The following is a 19,742-nucleotide window of genomic DNA, read 5'->3' on the forward strand; positions in this document are numbered from 1 at the left end:
CTTTAATCAGTGGGGGTTTTGTTCATCACCCACTGATTATTAGTTGAACCAATCGGGCTGCCCGTTAATGCGGGATAAACTAGTATACTCGTATCTTGATGAGATAATTATCCATCAATCGTTCATCATTTTCTGACTAGATCTGTTTAATCTCGATATAAGGTCCTTTAATGTTTAATTTGTTAATATCATTAGATATATTGCCTACAGTTGATTTTTCATTAAAAGTATAGACCTTTTCACCATTTACAAAGATACCCCAATTTTTATCTTCATAACTGATACCATAACCAGCATTGCTAGACGTAGCTTTGAGTTGATTTCCATTCATTGAAAGAGATAATTTCCCTTTTCCTTTGTTAAGTTTATCATTCACGCTGTTGATACTATTCATTTGTTCTTCAAGGGCTTTTTGGTTATCAAGAGTAACTTGATGGTTTTTCCAGTCTAATTTATAGTGGTTCGTAAAGAATTCATTATATGTATCTTTATTATTTGTTCCCCACCATTTTGAACTTACCCACTCAATATTGTACTGATCTGAAATTCTACGATTTGTTATTTTTAAATCTGATGTAGTTTCTGTTTTATCAGCAGTAATAACCGCTACTACGTTTGGAGAAAAACCATATCCTGTTAAAGCTGGTACTGTATCTTTTGAAACAAAATTATTCGTTCCTTCATTATAACTACGTGATTTCATAAATAGTTGATTACCATAGAAAGTATTGAATGAATCACGATTATAAATTCCCCACTCTGGGAAATTAAATGATTGGAATCCTACTTTCCAATTTAATTTTTTATCTGTGTGAGTCTCTAATACCGTTTTATAATCTACTTGATCATAAGATACACTTTCTTTCCAAGCAAAGCTACCTGTGATACTTGCATCGGCATTTGGCCCTTTATCATTTACTCCTACTTTAACACTTCCACCAAGTGTATACCCTACCTCAGAAGTGACCTTTGCTGAAGTCATTGTATTAACTGGGGCAGCTTTATGGAATTGAGCACTATCACCACTTGTTATTTCTGCTTCAGTATGATAAGCTGATGGCCATTTTAAGCCTGCGTTATAGTACCCGCTATTAACTGTATATTTAGCATCTATATTACTACCATCAGTGGTAACAATTGCAATCTTTTTATCTGCGTAAGGATCCTCAATAAAAGAAACCTTTATCGAATTTTTGATATTCTGCTTCATGTCATAAGTAGTTTTAAAACTATTATAGACCTTCCCACCATTTTGAAGATTTTCTACAGTTCCTTTAGAATCTGCAAATGCAGATGTTGCTTGTAAACTAAATGATCCAGACATAATAACGGACGCTACCGCAACGCATTTAGCTATTTCTTTTGCTTTTTTCATACAGACAGCCACTCCTTCTTAAACATTTAAAAGATATAAATATATTATTTCTAGTTCACAAAAATAGAGATAGATTCATAGCCATACAATATAGAAATTCATTAACTTTTATGACACTAACTAAAAACACCTGTTTCACTAATCTTCCTCTCACTATCATTGATAACTATTATCAACATTATTTAAACATAAAATAACGATTTAAACAACAATTTTAAATACAAATTTAAAATTGTTGTTTAAAAAACACAAAAAAATTATAGAATTCTTCATTTCGAGAATTACTATATTTTCAATTACTTATTACAGCCTATATTCAGATACATTATTTCCTTTCCATTCATAATAATCTAAAATTCCTTCATAAATGGCTTCTGCTGCAATTTGTCTGCCATCTTCCGTAGATAATTTACTGTAATCAATACCATTATCTATAAACGCCAGTTCCGTCAACACAGCTGGCATGTCATTTTCCCTTATTACATGAAGGTCTCCATGTTTAACTCCTCTGTCTCGTGTTTGAAGTGCCTCTACTAAACGTGTTTGAATTTTTTCTGCTAAAACACGACTTTCTTCCACATGAGGATTTGTTTTTTCGGATTTAGAAGATTTATAGTAATATGTTTCTGTCCCTTTTGCATTACCATTAAAAGCATTTGCATGTACGCTTATAAAGATATCACCCTGATTTTTCTTAGCAAATTTAACACGTTCCTGTAAAGAACTTTTTTGATCATGTCCTGGTCTATTATCAGATTGACGAGTTAATAAAACTGTAAATGGTGTATGCTTTTCAAGTAATTGTTGTAGACGTAAAGAAGTGTCTAGTACAATCTTACTTTCAGGTAATCCCTTTGTGGATTTCCCAGGATCTTCGCCACCATGTCCAGGATCAATAATGATTGTTTTACTTTCTAATGGATTTTTGGAACGATGTTGCATCATATCTGTTTTTGCAGTAAGTTGAGCAGCTTCAGCACGTGTTATAAATCTATTTGGTTGCCAACCGTTCTCAGTACCATTGGAAATTTTCAAACTGATTAAAATATTGGCATATTTTTCTCCCCAATGCCCTTTTAAATCTTCAAATTTAACCTGCTCATTATGATTTGCTGCGCTTTGTAGTTTATATGCATTTACTAGCATCGTAGCCATAGCAGCGCGAGTTACTTTTCCGGATGGATTGAAGATCCCATTACCCTCACCTTTAACAATACCAGCTTTTTCAGCAGCAGCAATATACGGAGTAGCCCAGTGGTTTTGTGAATCTGTAAATGATGGTTTTGCATTAGAGTCAATTTGTATACCTAAAACTTTTGTCATAATTTTTGTAGCCGAAGCTCTGTCTAATGAGTCATTTGAACCGAACGTTCCGTCTGGATAGCCATTCAATACCTGTTTATTAACTAAATAATTAACGGATTTGTCCGCCCATGCAGGAACATCTGGGAACTTATGAGTATTTGCAAATGTATTAGATGAGTAGGATAATAGACTTCCAGCAAGAATTCCTGTAGCAATTAATTTGTATTTCAAAATGTAACACCTCTATCAAGTTATTACAATTTGGTAAATATATCATTTATAATTAATCTTTAAATAATACGACCTTGAATAAAGAATAGATTAAGTTGTTTATATTACTATATAGCAGATAATCAATTTAAAATCGGACTATTGCTCCAAAAATAATCCTCGGACATACACTTATAGATAAAGATTATTAAATATACTCACCAACATTGTGTAACCAGTATAGTTACTTATACATACGAGTGTCAATTAAAATAACCTTACAATTTTGTAAGATAACCACCTTAATAGTAAATCAAGTAATTATTAAATAATATAAATAGTTACTAGATATAATAAAATAACAATCTTAAATTTTGAACAAAGACTAATTGTTTTGATAGGAAAATAACTTATAACAACCACATTTTTAACAATGCTTTTGAATCCTACTTTACTCTATAATTCTCTGTTATAACCCAACGTGAATGCTCCTATAATATAGTCAATTGCTGCAATGAATACTACAACTTATAATATTGGATTCCCTCAAAAACATCTCTAGAAACCACCGAAAGTAGCCTTTATTAATACACCCACACAATCCATCTTTTCACTCTCTTAAGACATCCTCAAATTTTACAAGGAATGAAAAAAGAAGAGGGATACCTTCCCTCTTCACCAAAAAAATTTAAAAACACCTTAATTTATATCCCTGCCTTTTACAATCTCACGTCTATTGATAGCCCGTTTAATTCTTCAATTCTATTTTCATAGATTCATGTATTCTTCTAAAGTCTGCTTTTGTTCATATATATTTTCAGCAATATCTCCTACATAGCGAATATGCCAAGGTTCATATGCATAACCTGTAATACTTTCCTTCCCCTTAGGATAACGAATGATAAACCCTGCACGATGCGCGTTTTCTTTCAGCCATTTTCCTTCCTTCGTATTAGCAAAGGATAGCTCTAATTCATTGTTCGCACTTTTAGAAGAAACATCCATTGTTAACCCTGTTTGATGTTCGCTATGTCCTGGTTTTGCCGAGAAGCGATCTGTATGCTCTTGTCCTTTTCTTTTCACATTGTTTGCATACAGTCGTTGTTGATAGTCATAGGAACGAAATCCCGAAACAGCATTTAACTGAATCCCCTCCTGCTTTGCTAAATCAAATAACTTTTCCAGTGCTTCTGCCGCCTCTTTACGGAGGTGGCTCTTTTCTACCGTTCCACTAAATGCGAATGGTACATTTGGTACAACTAAATCCTCTGGTTTATAGTCTTCGGGTAATCCATATTCCTTATTAACTACAGCCTGTATACTAGCAAAAGAACTTTCATTGTATTTTGATTGCCCTTTTCCTCTACTATCTTTCTCTTTATTTATGGAGTTTTCACGAGATTCATAGTTCGTCTTATCTGGTTCTTTACCAATAGATTGATTGGTGTAAATTATAAAAATACCTAACATCATAATTACACAACTGAAAATCCCTACTAATTTAAGTCTCATTATTCATTTCCTTCCTGCAAATCTTACGGTTTCTCGTTCATAATATCTCAACCATATCAAATTCATATTAATTTGAAGTGAACTTTTGTTCTTAACATATTTCCTAATAGAAAGACTGTATATCCTTCTATTTGTTTGACATCATTAAGATGCTCACAAATATAAATAAATTCTATTCCTACATATAGATAAAAAATCTAAAAATTTATATAATAAGATTAAAAGTGTAGCATATTATTATTGAAGGGTCTTGGTATAATGCTAGGCATTAATGTAAAAAAACAAATGAAGAGTTAATTATTTCATGGCAATTGGCGGAGATTACAATTCCATTACGTGATGTGATTGAGGTTACCGAAGATGCTACCTATGCTGGTGTTGAAGACGTAGATGTAATACGTATTGGAACAGCTTATGGGACAACAGACCGTATTTTAATTAAAACAGTAAAACAAAATTATGTATTATTTACTACAAATAAATTTGCTATTTTAAATGCCATTCAGACTTAAATATAGGAGTCTTCTTGGCTAAAATGATAAAAATAAGCACATCTTGTTATAAAAACAGATGTGCTTATTTTTAATTTCTATGCATTTTTACGTTTTAAGAAAATAACTCCCCCACAATTAACAGTAATGCGCCTGCAGCCATAGAGATCCAACTTGTAAGATTAGTACCTGTTTGCGGTAACCACCCAATTTGAGATTGAATTTCTTTCTTAGGTTGTGGTTGTTCCTTTACTTGCTCGTTAGGTTGCTCTGGTGTTGGAGTATTTTCATCCGAATTCGGCTGTTCTGGTTTAGGTTGTTCCGGCTTTACCTCCTTAAATTTCACTGTTTGTCCCTTATCTTCAATTTCAGCGTGAATAGCTACTAATATATTATCTTGATACAGTTCTTCAAATACTACTACTTCTTTACCTTGTAATGCAGAAGCATTACATGTGAAATCTAGTGTGATAGAACCATTCTTCTCTTTAGCAGTAAACTTAGATTCTACTGTTACTTCTTTACCATCAACTAATAATGGCTTGTTTGTTGCTTTATCCATTAGTTTACCTTTTACAACGTACTCTTTACCCACGATTAAGTCTTTGTATTCCACTTTATCTTGGATTGTTACAGATTTAGAAGCGTCTAACTCTTTAGAACCATCAGCTTTATTTGTAGCTGTCGTTTTAATAGAAGGTTCTACAAATCGAACTGTTTGACCTACATCGTTAATGTCAGCATGAGTTGCAATTACTTGCCCTTCATGTAATAAGTCTTCAAACACGACTACTTCTCTTCCTTGCTGTTCAGCACCAACAAAAGTAAAGTCTAATGTTACAAAACCGTTCTTTTCTTTTGCAGTAAACTTCGTTTCAGCTGTTACTTCTTTTCCATCAATTAATAATGGTTTGTTAATAGCTTTGTTCATAAGTTTACCTTTTACAGTGTACTCTTTACCTACAACTAAGTTAGTATACTCCACTTTGTCTTGAATAGTGATAGAATCCTTTGAATGAATCTCTTTTCCACCATCAGCTTTGTTTGTAGCCTTCGTTTTTACTGATGGCTTAACGAACTTAACTGTTTGACCTTTATCATTGATATCAGCATGTGTCGTAACAACTTTTCCGTCTTTCAGTAACTCTTCGAATACTACTACTTCTTTTTCTTCTAAACCAGTTGCATCAAAAGTGAAATCTAGTGTAATAGAACCATTTGCTTCTTTTGGTGTAAACTTCGTTTCAGCAGTTACTTCTTTACCATTTACAACTAATGGTTTATTAGTCTCTTTATTCATTAATTTCCCTTTTAAAGTGTACTCTTTACCTACTTGTAGATCTTTGTATTCCACTTTATCTTGGATTGTTACAGACTTAGACGTGTGCATTTCTTTTGTACCATCTGTTTTATCAGTAGCTGTTGTTTTTATTGAAGGAATCTTTTCATCTTTGACAATGTGTTTAATGATTTGACCATTCTCTTTAATTTCAAAAGAGAACGTTTCTTCATTTAATACATAACCTTTTGGTGCAACAGTTTCTTTATATGTGTATTTTCCAAATGGTAACTTTTCAAATTTAGCGATTCCTTTATCGTCTGTTTTTCCTTTTACTACTTCTTTTCCTGCTTCGTTATAAATCGTAAATTCTGCATTTGGAAGCTTGTTATTTCCATCAGCTACATCTACCTTTGTAATTTCTAGTTCACCTTTGATAAGATGATTAACTGCCAATAACTCAATAATCTTTCCATGCTCCTTTATTTCGAACATAATCGGTTCTTTAACAAGAACATAACCATTTGGAGAAGCCTTTTCTACAAATGAATATTTACCATACGCTAAATCTTTGACGTTAATTTCACCATTTTTATCTGTTTTATATTCACCAATTACTTTTCCACTTGCATCTTTTAGCTCGAATTCTGCACCTTCTAATTTTTTACTAATATCTTCATTATCTACTTTAAGTAATTTTACACTACCTTTTACTTCTGTATTTTCCACTGTAAAAGTAAGTGTTTTATTGTGCTCCTTAATTTCAAAAGGATACTTTGTTTTATTTCCAATATATCCATTAGGTGTTTGTGTCTCTAAGAAATAATATTTACCATACGTAAGACCTTCAACGTTTGCAATTCCATTTTCTTTTGTTACTACTTTTTTCACTTCTTTACCATCTTCAGTGAAGACTGTGAATTCAACATTTGGTAAAACCTTTCCTGAATCACTAAGCTTTTTAATTTCGATGTTACCTTTTACTTTGTTATTTACTATTTGGACAGCTCCTGTTTCTCCTGTCTTAACTTCAATAGTTTGTGGTTTATCATCTGAAACATAGCCTGTTGGTGCTTTAATTTCTTTTAATGTGTAAGTACCAATTGGTAAGTTGTTTAATTCTGCCATACCATCAGCACCAGTCGTGATTTTTCCAACTGATTCATTATTTGCATTAAAGACCTCAAATACTGCACCAGCTAAAACTTCTCCATTTTCTCCAACCTTTTTAATTTTTAAAGAACCAGCTGCTTCCCAGTTTACTGCAAGATCACTACTAAGCTTTTCTTCATTTCTTTCTAATAGTACTGTAGCATTCTGAACAGTATCCGTACCACGGTAAGCAATTGCTTGAACTTTAGTTAAATTAGCAGCAACACTTAAATTAAATTCACCCGTTTTTGTATTCTTAGGAATTTGGATACGAAATTTTTCTCCAACTGAAAGCTGATCTTTCACTTCTCCATTTTCACTAACAATTCTAACTCCATTAGGTGCATTTTTCGCTACTACCTTATAAGAACCACTCTTAGCATTTGTTTGTACTGTATATAGATTTGTTTCGAAGAATTCACCCTTTAATTCTGCTTGTTGCTTTTCAGCAGGAATCACATTCATAAAAACATCTTGAGTCTCTTCACTATTGTTAGCATTACTAATAATAGCCTTAGCTGCTTTTTCAACATTTTTATTCTCATGTTTTAATTCATTTACATCAAGTTGACCTAATGCATTCCAAACCGCAAGTTGCGTTGCATAATGCGCCTCATTTTTATTAGCTACTCCCAGCTGTTCTATACTTTTTTGCGGGAAACCATTTAATAAGACTCTATATACTACATTATCTGTTTCCCCCATTTCAGGAAGATCTTCACCATTTGGTGATTTTAATCCAAGAGTTAAGCAATAAGCAATTTGACCACTTGAATTTTTAATAAATTCAGTTCGAATGTACTTACCTAGACTATTACTATAACTCCAGTCCATTGAATATTTCTCATGCGTCATAACCTCTGCACTAGCCCTAGGTAAAAATACATTAAGGAATAATGCCAGTACTGATAATAATGTAAAAACTCTTATAATGACTCTCTTACCCAATTTTGTAACCTCCCTAGAATAAATTAATCCGAGTATATATCGCAATATCTAAAACATTCACGATCGACCCGATTATCATTATAAAACAATAAATTACAAATATTAAATAATTTTAATGAAATAGTCAAAAAAATTTACACATTTTATTATTTATCAAGTTTTTTAACGAATTTACTATATACAAATTCTAAAACACGCCTACAATTTAAAATACAAATATGTATGTTAAATATATAAATAGCAATTCCTTTGCTCCAGTTATTAATCTTCTATTAAGCTTTCCCCTATTAAAAATAGCCTTTTCATTTTCTTGTTAATCCGCGTAATTTATACACCTCTTTTAATCTATTAATTCTCTATTACGCTCCTTCATTTAGATATAAGGGTGACTCTTCATTCAAAGAATAAAGTAAAACTTTATTCAGCCCGATCCCCACCTAACTTCTTTGCTTCCGCTAAATTTTGAGGTGGGGGTCTTACTGCCAGTTAATGCGGGATTAAATGTTTATTATTTCTATAACTTAGCCTAATTTTAAATGTATAACCTAAAAATAATTACTAAAAACCACTCATATAAGGGTGGTTTTTCTATTCCCCATATAATTTAGCTGAATGTTACATCATCTTTATTTTAATATCTTTTATAGTAGACATTCTCTCGTTAATACAAACTAGTAGATTAGCGATGGAAATATCAAAATATATTTAAAGGTGGTTGGAAGTAATTGTTTTCTGTTTAATAACAAAAAACGAGCACCCTCTCAAATTAGATAAGGTGCTCGTTTTCATTTTTATCGGTAATTCTCAATTCAATTTAGCTTCTTTCCGATAAGTAAAGATTAAATTAACTTAAAAGCAAAGCGTTTTAATTTTAATTCATAGCTCTTACTGAAACTTGGAATTTCCCCTTAGAACCATCATCATTTGAAACGTAAATTTTATATGTTCCAATCGGTAATGGAGATAAAGCATTCCGTACATTTGTAACATTAATTTGTTGTTCTCCAGGTTTTATATAACCACCAACAATTAGCTCTGTATTTGGACCTTTTACACTATATCCCATTGTATTTTGACCATTATTTTTCATAGAGAAGCTTAAGTCAGTACTCCCATCATATACGAAAGAAGTTACAGCCTCTCCACTATAATCCATTGTTTGGGTTAATAATAAGTCTGCAGAAACATGTTCAACTACATGAATTGGATCATTCGTTTTGTGTACTTCTTCAGCATAAGTATTATTCCCTAACACACCAAGTGTTAATGCTGAAACTACTCCACAACTAAGCACTAGTTTATTTAACTTCATTTTAAGTTCCCCCTTGATGTTTGTATTCTATTACAATCATACATCCTTTTTTAAGTGCGTTTTTATGTAATAATTCATATCTATAAATCTATATATCTTACCTTTCCGCCTTAATGGTTATTGAGAACCCCACATAGATAAAGCTACAATATTACGCTTCATAAAAAAATGTAAATTTTAAAGTCTTTTTCTAACAAAGTTTTATACGATTAAGTACCAAAATCCTCAAATAAATAGCATTTCTATTTCAGATAAAATGTACTAATAAAATTTTTCTAAAATTTCACTTTGTAATTTGATATATTCCATGTTAATATAACGAAGGCTACAAAACAGGAGTCACCACGCATATCATTTTCACAGAATATTCATACTTAAAATAAATCTTATATTATCAGTAACTAAATCCAAATTTCACCTATTAAAAAGTTAGTTTATAATTTCATATGTACATAAATTTAAATAGATTTTTTCTATTTTCCTTATCAATTTTAATACAAGTAATATAACAGCACTTTTCAAGTACCCTTCCTTTTTAGATAAAAAGTCTACTAATACTAAACATCTATGTCCAACTCATACATAATTTTACTTACAAACTATCGGAGATGCAAAACTATGGGAATTTCTACTCTTTTATTAAATACCTTTATTATAATAATTTGTATCCTTAGCTATCACGTATTTTGGCTAGAATTTAAAGAAAAAACAACATGTAATAATATGTTATTTTCTATCCTTTCCTCCATTGCTATTATTTTTTGTATGACTTTTCCTTTTCATTTACATGTGGGATTTATTTATGATTTACGTTTTATTCCTATAATATTAGTTTTTCTATATGGAAATACAAAAAACATTGTTTTTATAGGAATTTTATATCTTTCTTATCGGTTTTACTTAGGCGGAAATGGCGTTCTTCCATCATTTATTATCTTTACTATTATTTTTGGTATAACAATGCTCTTTCGTTACTTATTACCTATGTATGTTAAAGAAAAAAAAGTATTATTAAGCTTACTCCTTATTTTAGTATGTACAGCTTCACTTTCTATTTGCGGTATTGTAACTCAAATAAATACAGGAGGGAAAATAGACTCTACTCTCATAGAATTTTTATTAAATTACATAATCATTAATATTTTCACAGTATTATTAGCAGTTTATTTAATAGAGGGAATGATCGAGAAATATAAAATGAAAGAAAAGCTACAACGGGCTGAAAAATTTTATATAGCTAGCGAACTAGCAGCGTCAATTGCACACGAAATCCACAATCCACTAACCACGGTACATGGATTCACTCAATTATTAAATGAAAAACATGCCTCTAAGCCATCTCAGGATCAGTACTTAGAAATCATGTTAATTGAAATGCAGCAAATACAATCTACTATTAATAACTATTTATCTTTAACCAAATCACAGAACACCCTAAAAGAGAAAATAGATATTAATCACATTTTAAATCAGGTGAAAGATACTATTTCACCACTCGCTCTATCATACAAAGTTGAAATCAAACAAAATAGTACAGATTCCTTTTATATAAATGGGGACCCCGAAAAATTCAAACTCTGTCTAAACAACATCATCCAAAACGGAATTGAGGCTATGAAAAATGGTGGATTATTACAAATAAATATACAAAAAGTAAAAGAAAATATCATAATTGATATTATTGATTCAGGAATTGGGATGTCATCTCAACAAATAAAACGAATTGCTTTGCCATTCTATTCAACAACAGAAAAAGGAACCGGGCTTGGTACTATGATTGCTTATAGTATTATTAAAGAATTAAACGGAGATATAGAGATAGAGAGTGAATTAGGTAAAGGGACACGCTTTTCTATTAGTATCCCTTGCTAATGTGATAAAAATTTTCTGTTTAGTTAATTACATAAATGAATTTTAAGAATCCCGCTAGTTAGCTTACTTATTAATTATCTTAAATTCATGTGCGTTAATTAAAAATAATAAGGATCAGAGCTTATCTATTGTTACAGATACACTCTGATCCTTTAGTTTAATTACATGAAACGCACTTAATATTTATAACTTTTCTTACATCGTGATGAAATAATAGTTCATCGATCTTATCTCATTTACTGATTAGATTGGTTTAATGTAAATATAATATCTCTCGATACTTAATTTGTTATTATCATTAGGGACATTTCCTGCAGTTGTTTTTTCATTAAAGTACAGACCTTGTGCCATTTATTGAAAAAGGCAACTCCCTTTTTACTACTTCACTTCCACCGTATAGTTCCCTGTCCCCCCACCATACTGATACACATGTAAATAATACTTACCTGGATACGTGTAGTAACTACCTACTAGTTTATTCCCTTGTTGCTGAGCATACGTAACATAATTATTTAAATCTGCTTCAGAATAAAGTATCCAGTTCATTCCGATATTATTTTCATTCGTTACGTTAATTTGAAGGTTTTTAGCAGTCTCCACATTAATTTCAAAGAAATCACTTGTATCGCCATTTCCTAAACTAGCACGTAAAACTTGATTTAACTGCAGTTTGTTTGCTGTTTGGAATGAGTTATTCGGTTCTTTTTCTACACTGTTATCTTCTTTCTTTTGAACAGTTACAGTCGCTGTAGCAGTATTAGTTGCTCCTTTATCGTCTGTTACTGTTAATTTCGCTGTATACGCTCCTTCTTTTGTATATACGTGAGTTGGATTTTGCTCATTACTTACAGTACCGTCTCCAAACTCCCATTTATATGAAGTAATTTTCCCGTCTTCATCTTTTGATCCGTCGCTTTTAAATGAAATTGCTTCATTTACATTTCCACTATACGGACCGTTTATAAACGCAACTGGTGCTTTATTCTCTGCACCTTCTTCTGTATTAATACCGTGGAACACAACATCATATTCAAATTGTCCTGATGCATTCACGCGATAATTTACGAAGTATGCTGTTACCGTTTTATAGCCTGTCCATTCTTTTGCACTTAAACGTTTTAACGTATCATTAACGTTTTGTGTAATTGTTTTCCAATCTTCATATTCTCCTTTTGCTGCAGTTCCTGTATATGTTCCTTGTAGTGTGAATGTGTTAAAGAACTGTGATTTATTTTTCTTCACTGATACATTTTTCAATTTTGCTTCCGTCGTTATTTCTGCCGCAATATCTGAAACTGGTTTCGATGAATGATTTGCTAAATAATCGTCTGATACTAATGGCACGTTATATTTCTCACGATTATCAACTAGCATTTGCATATAATCTTGATATTCTTTATTTAAATTCGCATCTTTACTTAATGTAGAGCGATATGCATCATATGCTGTTACATCATTTTTCCTAATAAGATCATGTATTTTATCAAACATATCATATCTCTTATTGTACATATACGATTGTAAAGCAAAGGAATAATTATAGAAATCCCATGTTCCATACTTTGCATTTAACGTTCGCTCTGCTGTATAACGCTCTACTGGATTTGAAGATAATCCTCCTATAATACTCTTTCTCGGTACAACATTATCCGTTCTCGTTGCCCCTGCAAAAAATTCAGCATTCCCTTCTTCAAACCAAGATAATCTTTCATTTTCATATATTTTCCCTTGTCCCCAAAGCCCTGGTACTTCATATCTACCTTGCAAGTAATGCGTGAACTCGTGTCGGAACAATTCTTCTAAACTATAAATACTTTCTTCTGGCGTACGTTCATAAGTAAAGAACGTACCTGTTCCTTCTATATAAAGACCACCGTTATTCGTTTCATATCCGTACAATTGACGATTAAATTGATATTCTGCTGGGCTATTATAAATAACCATCGTTAATACATCATCAGGATTTCCTTTTTCTAAAGGTTGATCACTTTCAACCGTACGATGGAATTGTGCCTTCACTTCTTTTGCCGCCCAATATAAACGTTTTACTTTTTCTTCTGTCACTTTATCTCCAGCTTTTAAAACAATTGCCCCATCATCAAACGTATACGTTTTTGGCAAATATTTTTTCTTTCCATCTTCTCTTATTTGATCTAAATTCACCACTTTACCATTTGCATCTTTTCCGCCATAATTCGTCGCGATTTGCTCAGCAGCTACGAAATATTGCTCCCCTAAATACGGATACATTTTCATCGCATCTGTTACAACTTGTAACCCTTTCGTTCCTGTACTATGGAACGTACCGAGTCTACCTGTATAATAAATGCCATTATTAATAAGCCAACCGTTTTTTGCTGTAATCGTTCCCATTAATGCAAAACGACTTAATTCATTAATATAACTATCTATTTTCTGATACCATACTGTATCTTTCGGTGCTTTCCTCGTATCGTACAAATACGATTGAATGTCGTAATCAACACCTTGCATAATATCGTAAATAGCATTTCCAGCTGAAACATTATCTACTAATGTAGAAAAATTATCATTATATTGTTTAAAAATCTTTGCAGCCGATGTTATCGTTTCCACATCACTCGAAGCGTTTCCTATTAACTTTCCGTATGATGATACCACTCTATTTTGCTCTAATGTACCCAGCTTGAAATTTGAATTGTTAGCTATCGCTTTTAATGCAGGTAAGCATTTATCATGATAATTCCGTTCATTTAATTTACTAAGTTCCGAATTATAAAATCCTAAATAAAATCCTGAACGTAATACCTCTACTAATGTCTCAATCCCTTTTGAATCACCCTTCGTATAGGCTTGTCCTTGCTGCTTCAATTTATCAATAATCGCCTGCACCCTATCATCATTTTGATAGAATGCCAGACTGTCTGTATTAAACTGAAATAGCCCCGTAATTTGCTCCCAATCAATTGTTACAAGTAAATCTACTAACTGCTGATTGCTTAATTGATTTAATTCAGCCATTGTATAAGTTTTCGCTACAGCTAATTGCTTACTTTCCTTTTTTACCTCAGGTGGTCTTTGTGATAAATCAGAGAATTGTAGCCTTTTCTCAAAAGACTTGCTTTCGAGCACTTTCGATGGATGAGCTAATTCTTGTACTGGTAGTTGCACACCGACTGGCTCCATTTTGAGCACATTTCGATAAGAAACTTGCTCTCCCTTAGTATCTTCTGCCAAACTTCCCCCTTGAAAACTCCCTAACATTAAACTAGCAAAACTTACCCCTACTAACATTTTTTTTGAATAGCCTTTCATGCTCTCCCCTACCTTACATTTTTAGTGTCCCGCTCCATTATTTTACTATTTTTACTTTTTGTCCTGTATTGAGAAAAAATAAGGGAACGTTCACATATGTATCCTTGCTGCGCAAAATTCGCACTTGACTTTATGTGCGTTTTATATCAAAAAAAAGATAGATAATAGCGAATTTCCTGCTACATCTATCCTCGTTTTCAACACTATGATTTTAACTTTATAAACGTAACTTCCGGTAATGTTTGTATATGCTGAATAAACGCATTCTTTTCTTCTGACGATATATTTTTCAGCTGCATCCTTACCTTATAAACAGTTTCTGTACCTTGCTGTGAAGCTTCCACCTCATATGAGAGTATTGGGATGCCTTTCACTTGTAGTGTTTCTAATATTTGTTGTACCGCTTCATGTTTATTTACAAACATTTGCACTGTTATATTTTGTGGAAATAAAAATTGCACCTTAAAAATACGACTTACAATTTCTAAACCAATTAAAACGAGAATCGTCGCTCCAATGCCTACTACATACATTCCCGCTCCAATTGCTAATCCTATGCCGGCAGTAGCCCATAAACCAGCCGCGGTCGTTAATCCTTTCACCACCTGCTTTTGAATAATAATTGTGCCTGCACCTAAAAAACCAACTCCACTAACGACTTGTGCTGCAATCCGACTTGGGTCTAGAGACGTATGCTCTTCAAACACAATATCTGAAAAGGCATATTTTGAAACAACCATTATTAACGCACTTCCTACCGCTACGAGAAAATGAGTCTTTAATCCAGCTTCTTTCGATCGAATTTCTCTTTCAATACCAATCATTGCTCCTAACAAGCCAGCAACACCGATTCGTATAATAAAATCAAAATCTACACTCACGGGCACTTCCCCCTTTCATTCATTATAGATAGATAAAACAAAAATTATCACAAACATCCATTTATCGATACGAAAGAATACCACTGAAATAAACTTAATAATCCGACCGTTTTATGTTAATATTTTAAATATTAACATAAAATAAATAACTTCTAATTTTAAACCTCCACTAGTTTTCTAAAAAAACAAAGGTGAATTACATAAAATTAGGTTGAGAAAATTTAGAAAACGCTTTCATTTTGTGTCATAATTTTTATAAAAACTACATAACTAAAGGAGCTTACTAACAATGAACGTCTCATTACTTACACCTACTACTGATTTACAAGAAGAATACTTAGATTTCTATAACGAATGGAAAGATAGCGGTGAAACAATGATCCCGTGGGTTATCACAAAAAATCCTGCCAACTTCCCAGCTATGGTTCAAGAACTTCTCGATGCGCATAACGGAATAAATATCCCTGAAACTTGGGTACCAGATTCTACATATTGGCTCGTTACAGATAATAATAGAATTGTCGGCGCTGTTAATATACGTCATCGTTTAACTGAACATCTATTTAACGCTGGCGGTCATATCGGTTATGGAATTCGCCCTTCTGAAAGAAGAAAAGGTTATGCTACGAAATTACTAGCATTATCATTAGAAAAAACGAAGGAATTAGACATCACGAAAGTACTTGTCGTTTGCGACGCAGTGAATACCGCTTCTGAAAAAACGATTTTACATAACGGCGGGCTTCGTGATGATGATTTCACTGAGGAAGATGGGAATGTAGTAAGAAGATATTGGATTGAGCTATGAATGATCACAAAGAAGCGAGAAAGTGATTATACACTTTCTCGCTTCTTTTACACTGTTTCTATTTCAAACTGCACTGTAATACCACTTGGATCTACTACCGCAAACCCATTTGTAGTTTCATTTATTTCATGTTGTTTTTCTATTAATCTTTCTTTCACTTCATCTAACGCTTCTTTATGCGGTAATACAATCGCATATACCTTTAGTCCAGTTGCATGTACTGGTGGGTGTGGATTATTTACTCCGTTCCACGTATTTGCACCGATATGGTGATGATATCCTCCTGCAGAAATGAATAAGCAGTCATCTTCACGTTGTTGCACTTCAAACCCTACTGTCTCTACATAAAACTCGTGTGATTTCTCTACATCAGCTATTCGTAAATGTACGTGCCCAACGACAGTATTAGCAGGTAATCCATCAGCCTCATAATCAACGAGTGTTGCCAGCTCTTTTAAATCTAGTGGCGTACTTCCTCCTGGTCCTTCTCCCCATTGATCACGCGGACGGTCTGCATAAATTTCAATACCATTCCCCTCTAAATCTTGTAAATAAAACGCTTCGCTATATGTATGATCACTTGCACTATTAAACCTTGAAATTGGTAAAATTTCATTTGAATATGTATAACGCTCTTCTTGTTCAGCCGGGCTGTCAATTACATTCTTATTACGAAGAACCCCAAATAGCGCAGAAGCAAAAGCTTCACGAGTCGGAACTAAAAAGGCTACATGATATATACCAGTCGTACGCGGTTCTTGCAGTACCCCGTCCTCTAACTTTTCAAGAACAAGTAATGTATTCTTACTACCTTTTCCTGCTAAATATGCTTTATTCCCCTCTTGCTTAATTACCTCTAATCCTACAACATTCTCATAAAAAGCAATTTGACGCTCTAAATCTTTCACTTTAAATTCAACATGACCAATACGTGTTTTCGGATGAATTTGTACCATGAATAACTTCCTCTCTAGTTTTCTCTAATTTTTTATATCAGTTGATAGGCGATAACTCCATTCAACGAATACACCTTAATTTTGTTTTTTCGTAGCATCAACTTTTAGCCATTTTTTCGATATGTCACTTAATGTGCCATCTTGCTCTAATTCTTTCAATGCTTTATTTATATCTTCTAACTTTTCACTCTTTTTTGCAAATGGAAATGCAATCTCTCCCCATTCAAGTGGACCAAATCCTATTTTGACGTTGTCTAATTTCGCCTTTGTTATAGTTGTTTCCACTTGAACTTTATCATTATAATAGGCATCGACGCGTCCAAGTCCTACTTCATTCAATTCTGCTGTCGGATCCTCTGAGAACGTTTTAATTGTAAAAGCATTATTTTTATTTAATGCTTTTAATTCTTGCTCTCCAGCTCGTACCAAGCCCAACACCTACAGTCTTACCTTTTAAATCTTCTAGCGATTTAATGGTATGATTATCTTTCTTCACCGCGAATACAGAGCCAGAATACACGTACGGAATTGAAAAATCATATTTCTTTTTTCTTTCCGGAGAAACTGATAGTTCATTTGCAATTGTATCAATTCGTCCTGAATCTAATAAGCCAAATAAGCCCTCAAAATCAGAAACATTCCATTCTACTTTATACCCAGCCTTTTTAGCAGCCGCTTCAATAATTTCAGCATCAAAGCCTTTTACTTTCTCACCCTCTTTAAAAATAAATGGACTACGACCGGCAGATGTCCCAACTTTTACTACTTTTTCATTTGTTTTTTCGCTTGCTGTATTTGAACCACAAGCTGATAAAAGTCCAACTGATACTGTTAATGCTAATGTTAGTAATAATGATGATTTCCTCACAATTCTTCCTCCTAAATAACGAAATGATTGCCTTCTTCTGAAGCATTCAATTGTCGTAAAAACTTTTTCGTACGTTCATTTTGTGGATTTCGGAAAATTTCTTCTGGCGTTCCCTGATCTACAATAATGCCATCAGCCATAAATATAACGCGATCCGCCACCTCTTTTGCAAAATTCATTTCATGTGTAACAACAACCATCGTTATGTGCTGTCTTGCCAAGTCTTTAATAACTTGCAATACCTCATTCACTAATTCTGGATCAAGTGCGGAAGTCGGTTCATCAAACAATAATACTGCGGGATTTAAAGCCATTGCCCTAGCAATCCCTATCCTTTGCTGTTGCCCTCCTGATAACATTGTTGGATAAAAATCTTCTTTATCAGCTAAGCCTACTTGTTTTAATATTTCTCTCGCTATTCCCTTTGCCTCTTCTTCACTTTTTTCTGTACAACCGTTAATGCCGTTGTAATATTTTGCAATGCTGTTTTATTTTTAAATAAATTATAATTTTGAAAAACCATTGCCGTTTTTTGACGCAATTGTATTATTTCTTTTTTGTAAAGTTTCTTTGCATGAATCTCTAAATCTTCAATTCTAATACTGCCATCATTCGGTTGTTCTAATAAGTTTAAACACCTTAATAATGTCGATTTCCCCGAACCAGAAGGTCCAATAATGACTACTACTTCTCCTTTATTTACAGTTAGTGAAATTCCTTTTAGTACTTCATTATGTTTGTAAGACTTATACAAATCTCTTATCTCAATCATATATATCACCTCATTTCTGTTACAAATATGGTGCATCAAGTTTCTTTTCTAACTTTTTCTGTCCCCAGCTAATTACGATTGTAATAATCCAATATACTATCGCTACCGCTAAATAACTTTCCATATAACGATATGATTGTGCCGCTAGCATTTTCGCTTGTGCTAAGATTTCAGCCACCCCAAGTGCAAAAGATAACGAAGATTCTTTTAACAATCCAACAAAATTATTTCCAAGTGACGGTACTGCGACACGAATAGCTTGCGGAAAAATAATTTGTCGCATCGCTTGCGCCTTTGTCATTCCAACTGATAAACAGGCATCCATTTGCCCTGATTCCACAGCATTTAATGAACCTCGAATAATCTCTGATAAATAAGCAGCATTATTTAAACTTAGGCCAATTAAAGTTGCTTGCATAGCTGTAAGCACTGTAAATGTCGGAAAGATTTGTGGTAATCCGAAATATAAAACAAACAATTGAACTAATAACGGGGTTCCTCTAAAGAAAGAGATATACACTCTTGCAATTGAATATAAATATTTCGTTTTATTTTTCGTTATGATCGCCAAGCCGATGCCTATAAAGAAGGAAATAATCATTGAAACTACAGTAATCCCTAAAGTTATGTATACATATTTAAATAATTGCGGAAAACTTTCTAAAAAATACGTTAGATCAAACTTCACTCTATCCCCCCCTCTCTAA

General features: G+C 32.9%; 11 protein-coding genes and 3 pseudogenes. 3 read left to right on the top strand and 11 right to left on the bottom strand.

Annotated elements, in window-relative coordinates; translation table 11 throughout:
- Positions 1-136: 136 nt before the first annotated feature.
- The 3 genes from hlyII to JFU02_RS08465 form a co-directional block, all read right to left on the bottom strand.
- Entirely contained in the window at positions 137-1,375 is a 1,239-nt protein-coding gene (hlyII, locus tag JFU02_RS08455) for a hemolysin II HlyII (protein WP_061667739.1), read from the bottom strand.
- A 303-nt stretch (positions 1,376-1,678) separates the two neighbouring features.
- On the bottom strand, positions 1,679-2,911 hold the full coding sequence (locus tag JFU02_RS08460; RefSeq protein ID WP_061667738.1) for an N-acetylmuramoyl-L-alanine amidase: 1,233 nt from the start codon (positions 2,909-2,911) through the stop codon (positions 1,679-1,681).
- A 747-nt stretch (positions 2,912-3,658) separates the two neighbouring features.
- Positions 3,659-4,402, bottom strand: coding sequence for a M15 family metallopeptidase (locus JFU02_RS08465; RefSeq protein ID WP_001237443.1), 744 nt, complete (start codon positions 4,400-4,402; stop codon positions 3,659-3,661).
- Between the two features lie 258 nt (positions 4,403-4,660).
- On the opposite strand from JFU02_RS08465, the pseudogene JFU02_RS08470 reads away from it, so the two are divergent.
- Positions 4,661-4,914 (top strand): annotated as a pseudogene (locus tag JFU02_RS08470) (SunI/YnzG family protein).
- A gap of 94 nt (positions 4,915-5,008) precedes the next feature.
- Here the strand turns inward: JFU02_RS08470 and JFU02_RS08475 are convergent.
- Both JFU02_RS08475 and JFU02_RS08480 read right to left on the bottom strand, forming a co-directional pair.
- On the bottom strand, positions 5,009-8,272 hold the full coding sequence (locus tag JFU02_RS08475) for a VaFE repeat-containing surface-anchored protein (protein ID WP_481748751.1): 3,264 nt from the start codon (positions 8,270-8,272) through the stop codon (positions 5,009-5,011).
- 871 nt (positions 8,273-9,143) lie between these two features.
- Positions 9,144-9,584, bottom strand: coding sequence for a hypothetical protein (locus JFU02_RS08480; protein ID WP_000773521.1), 441 nt, complete (start codon positions 9,582-9,584; stop codon positions 9,144-9,146).
- Between the two features lie 618 nt (positions 9,585-10,202).
- Between JFU02_RS08480 and JFU02_RS08485 the strand changes: the two genes are divergently transcribed.
- A complete protein-coding gene (locus JFU02_RS08485; RefSeq protein ID WP_000513026.1) occupies positions 10,203-11,456 on the top strand; it encodes a sensor histidine kinase in 1,254 nt (417 codons plus the stop codon).
- Between the two features lie 378 nt (positions 11,457-11,834).
- On the opposite strand, the gene colA is transcribed toward JFU02_RS08485, so the two are convergent.
- A complete protein-coding gene (gene colA / locus JFU02_RS08490) occupies positions 11,835-14,750 on the bottom strand; it encodes a collagenase ColA (RefSeq protein WP_201070783.1) in 2,916 nt (971 codons plus the stop codon).
- A 203-nt stretch (positions 14,751-14,953) separates the two neighbouring features.
- The gene (locus JFU02_RS08495) at positions 14,954-15,631 is read right to left on the bottom strand and encodes an MgtC/SapB family protein (protein ID WP_000109723.1); all 678 of its coding nucleotides are present in this window, start codon (positions 15,629-15,631) and stop codon (positions 14,954-14,956) included.
- Between the two features lie 289 nt (positions 15,632-15,920).
- Between JFU02_RS08495 and JFU02_RS08500 the strand changes: the two genes are divergently transcribed.
- Entirely contained in the window at positions 15,921-16,439 is a 519-nt protein-coding gene (locus JFU02_RS08500) for a GNAT family N-acetyltransferase (RefSeq protein ID WP_061665753.1), read from the top strand.
- Positions 16,440-16,486: 47 nt separating this feature from the next.
- Here the strand turns inward: JFU02_RS08500 and JFU02_RS08505 are convergent, their stop codons facing one another.
- The 4 genes and pseudogenes from JFU02_RS08505 to JFU02_RS08520 form a co-directional block, all read right to left on the bottom strand.
- A complete protein-coding gene (locus JFU02_RS08505; protein ID WP_061665754.1) occupies positions 16,487-17,395 on the bottom strand; it encodes a VOC family protein in 909 nt (302 codons plus the stop codon).
- A gap of 75 nt (positions 17,396-17,470) precedes the next feature.
- Positions 17,471-18,263, bottom strand: a pseudogene (locus JFU02_RS08510) (amino acid ABC transporter substrate-binding protein).
- A gap of 11 nt (positions 18,264-18,274) precedes the next feature.
- A pseudogene (locus JFU02_RS08515) lies at positions 18,275-19,035 on the bottom strand (amino acid ABC transporter ATP-binding protein).
- Between the two features lie 19 nt (positions 19,036-19,054).
- Positions 19,055-19,723 (bottom strand): amino acid ABC transporter permease, encoded by a 669-nt coding sequence (locus JFU02_RS08520; protein WP_086407530.1) that lies wholly within the window; start codon positions 19,721-19,723, stop codon positions 19,055-19,057.
- Positions 19,724-19,742 lie beyond the last annotated feature (19 nt).

Origin of the sequence: Bacillus sp. TH13, from assembly GCF_016651175.1 — a bacterium.
GTDB lineage: Bacteria > Bacillota > Bacilli > Bacillales > Bacillaceae_G > Bacillus_A > Bacillus_A thuringiensis_S.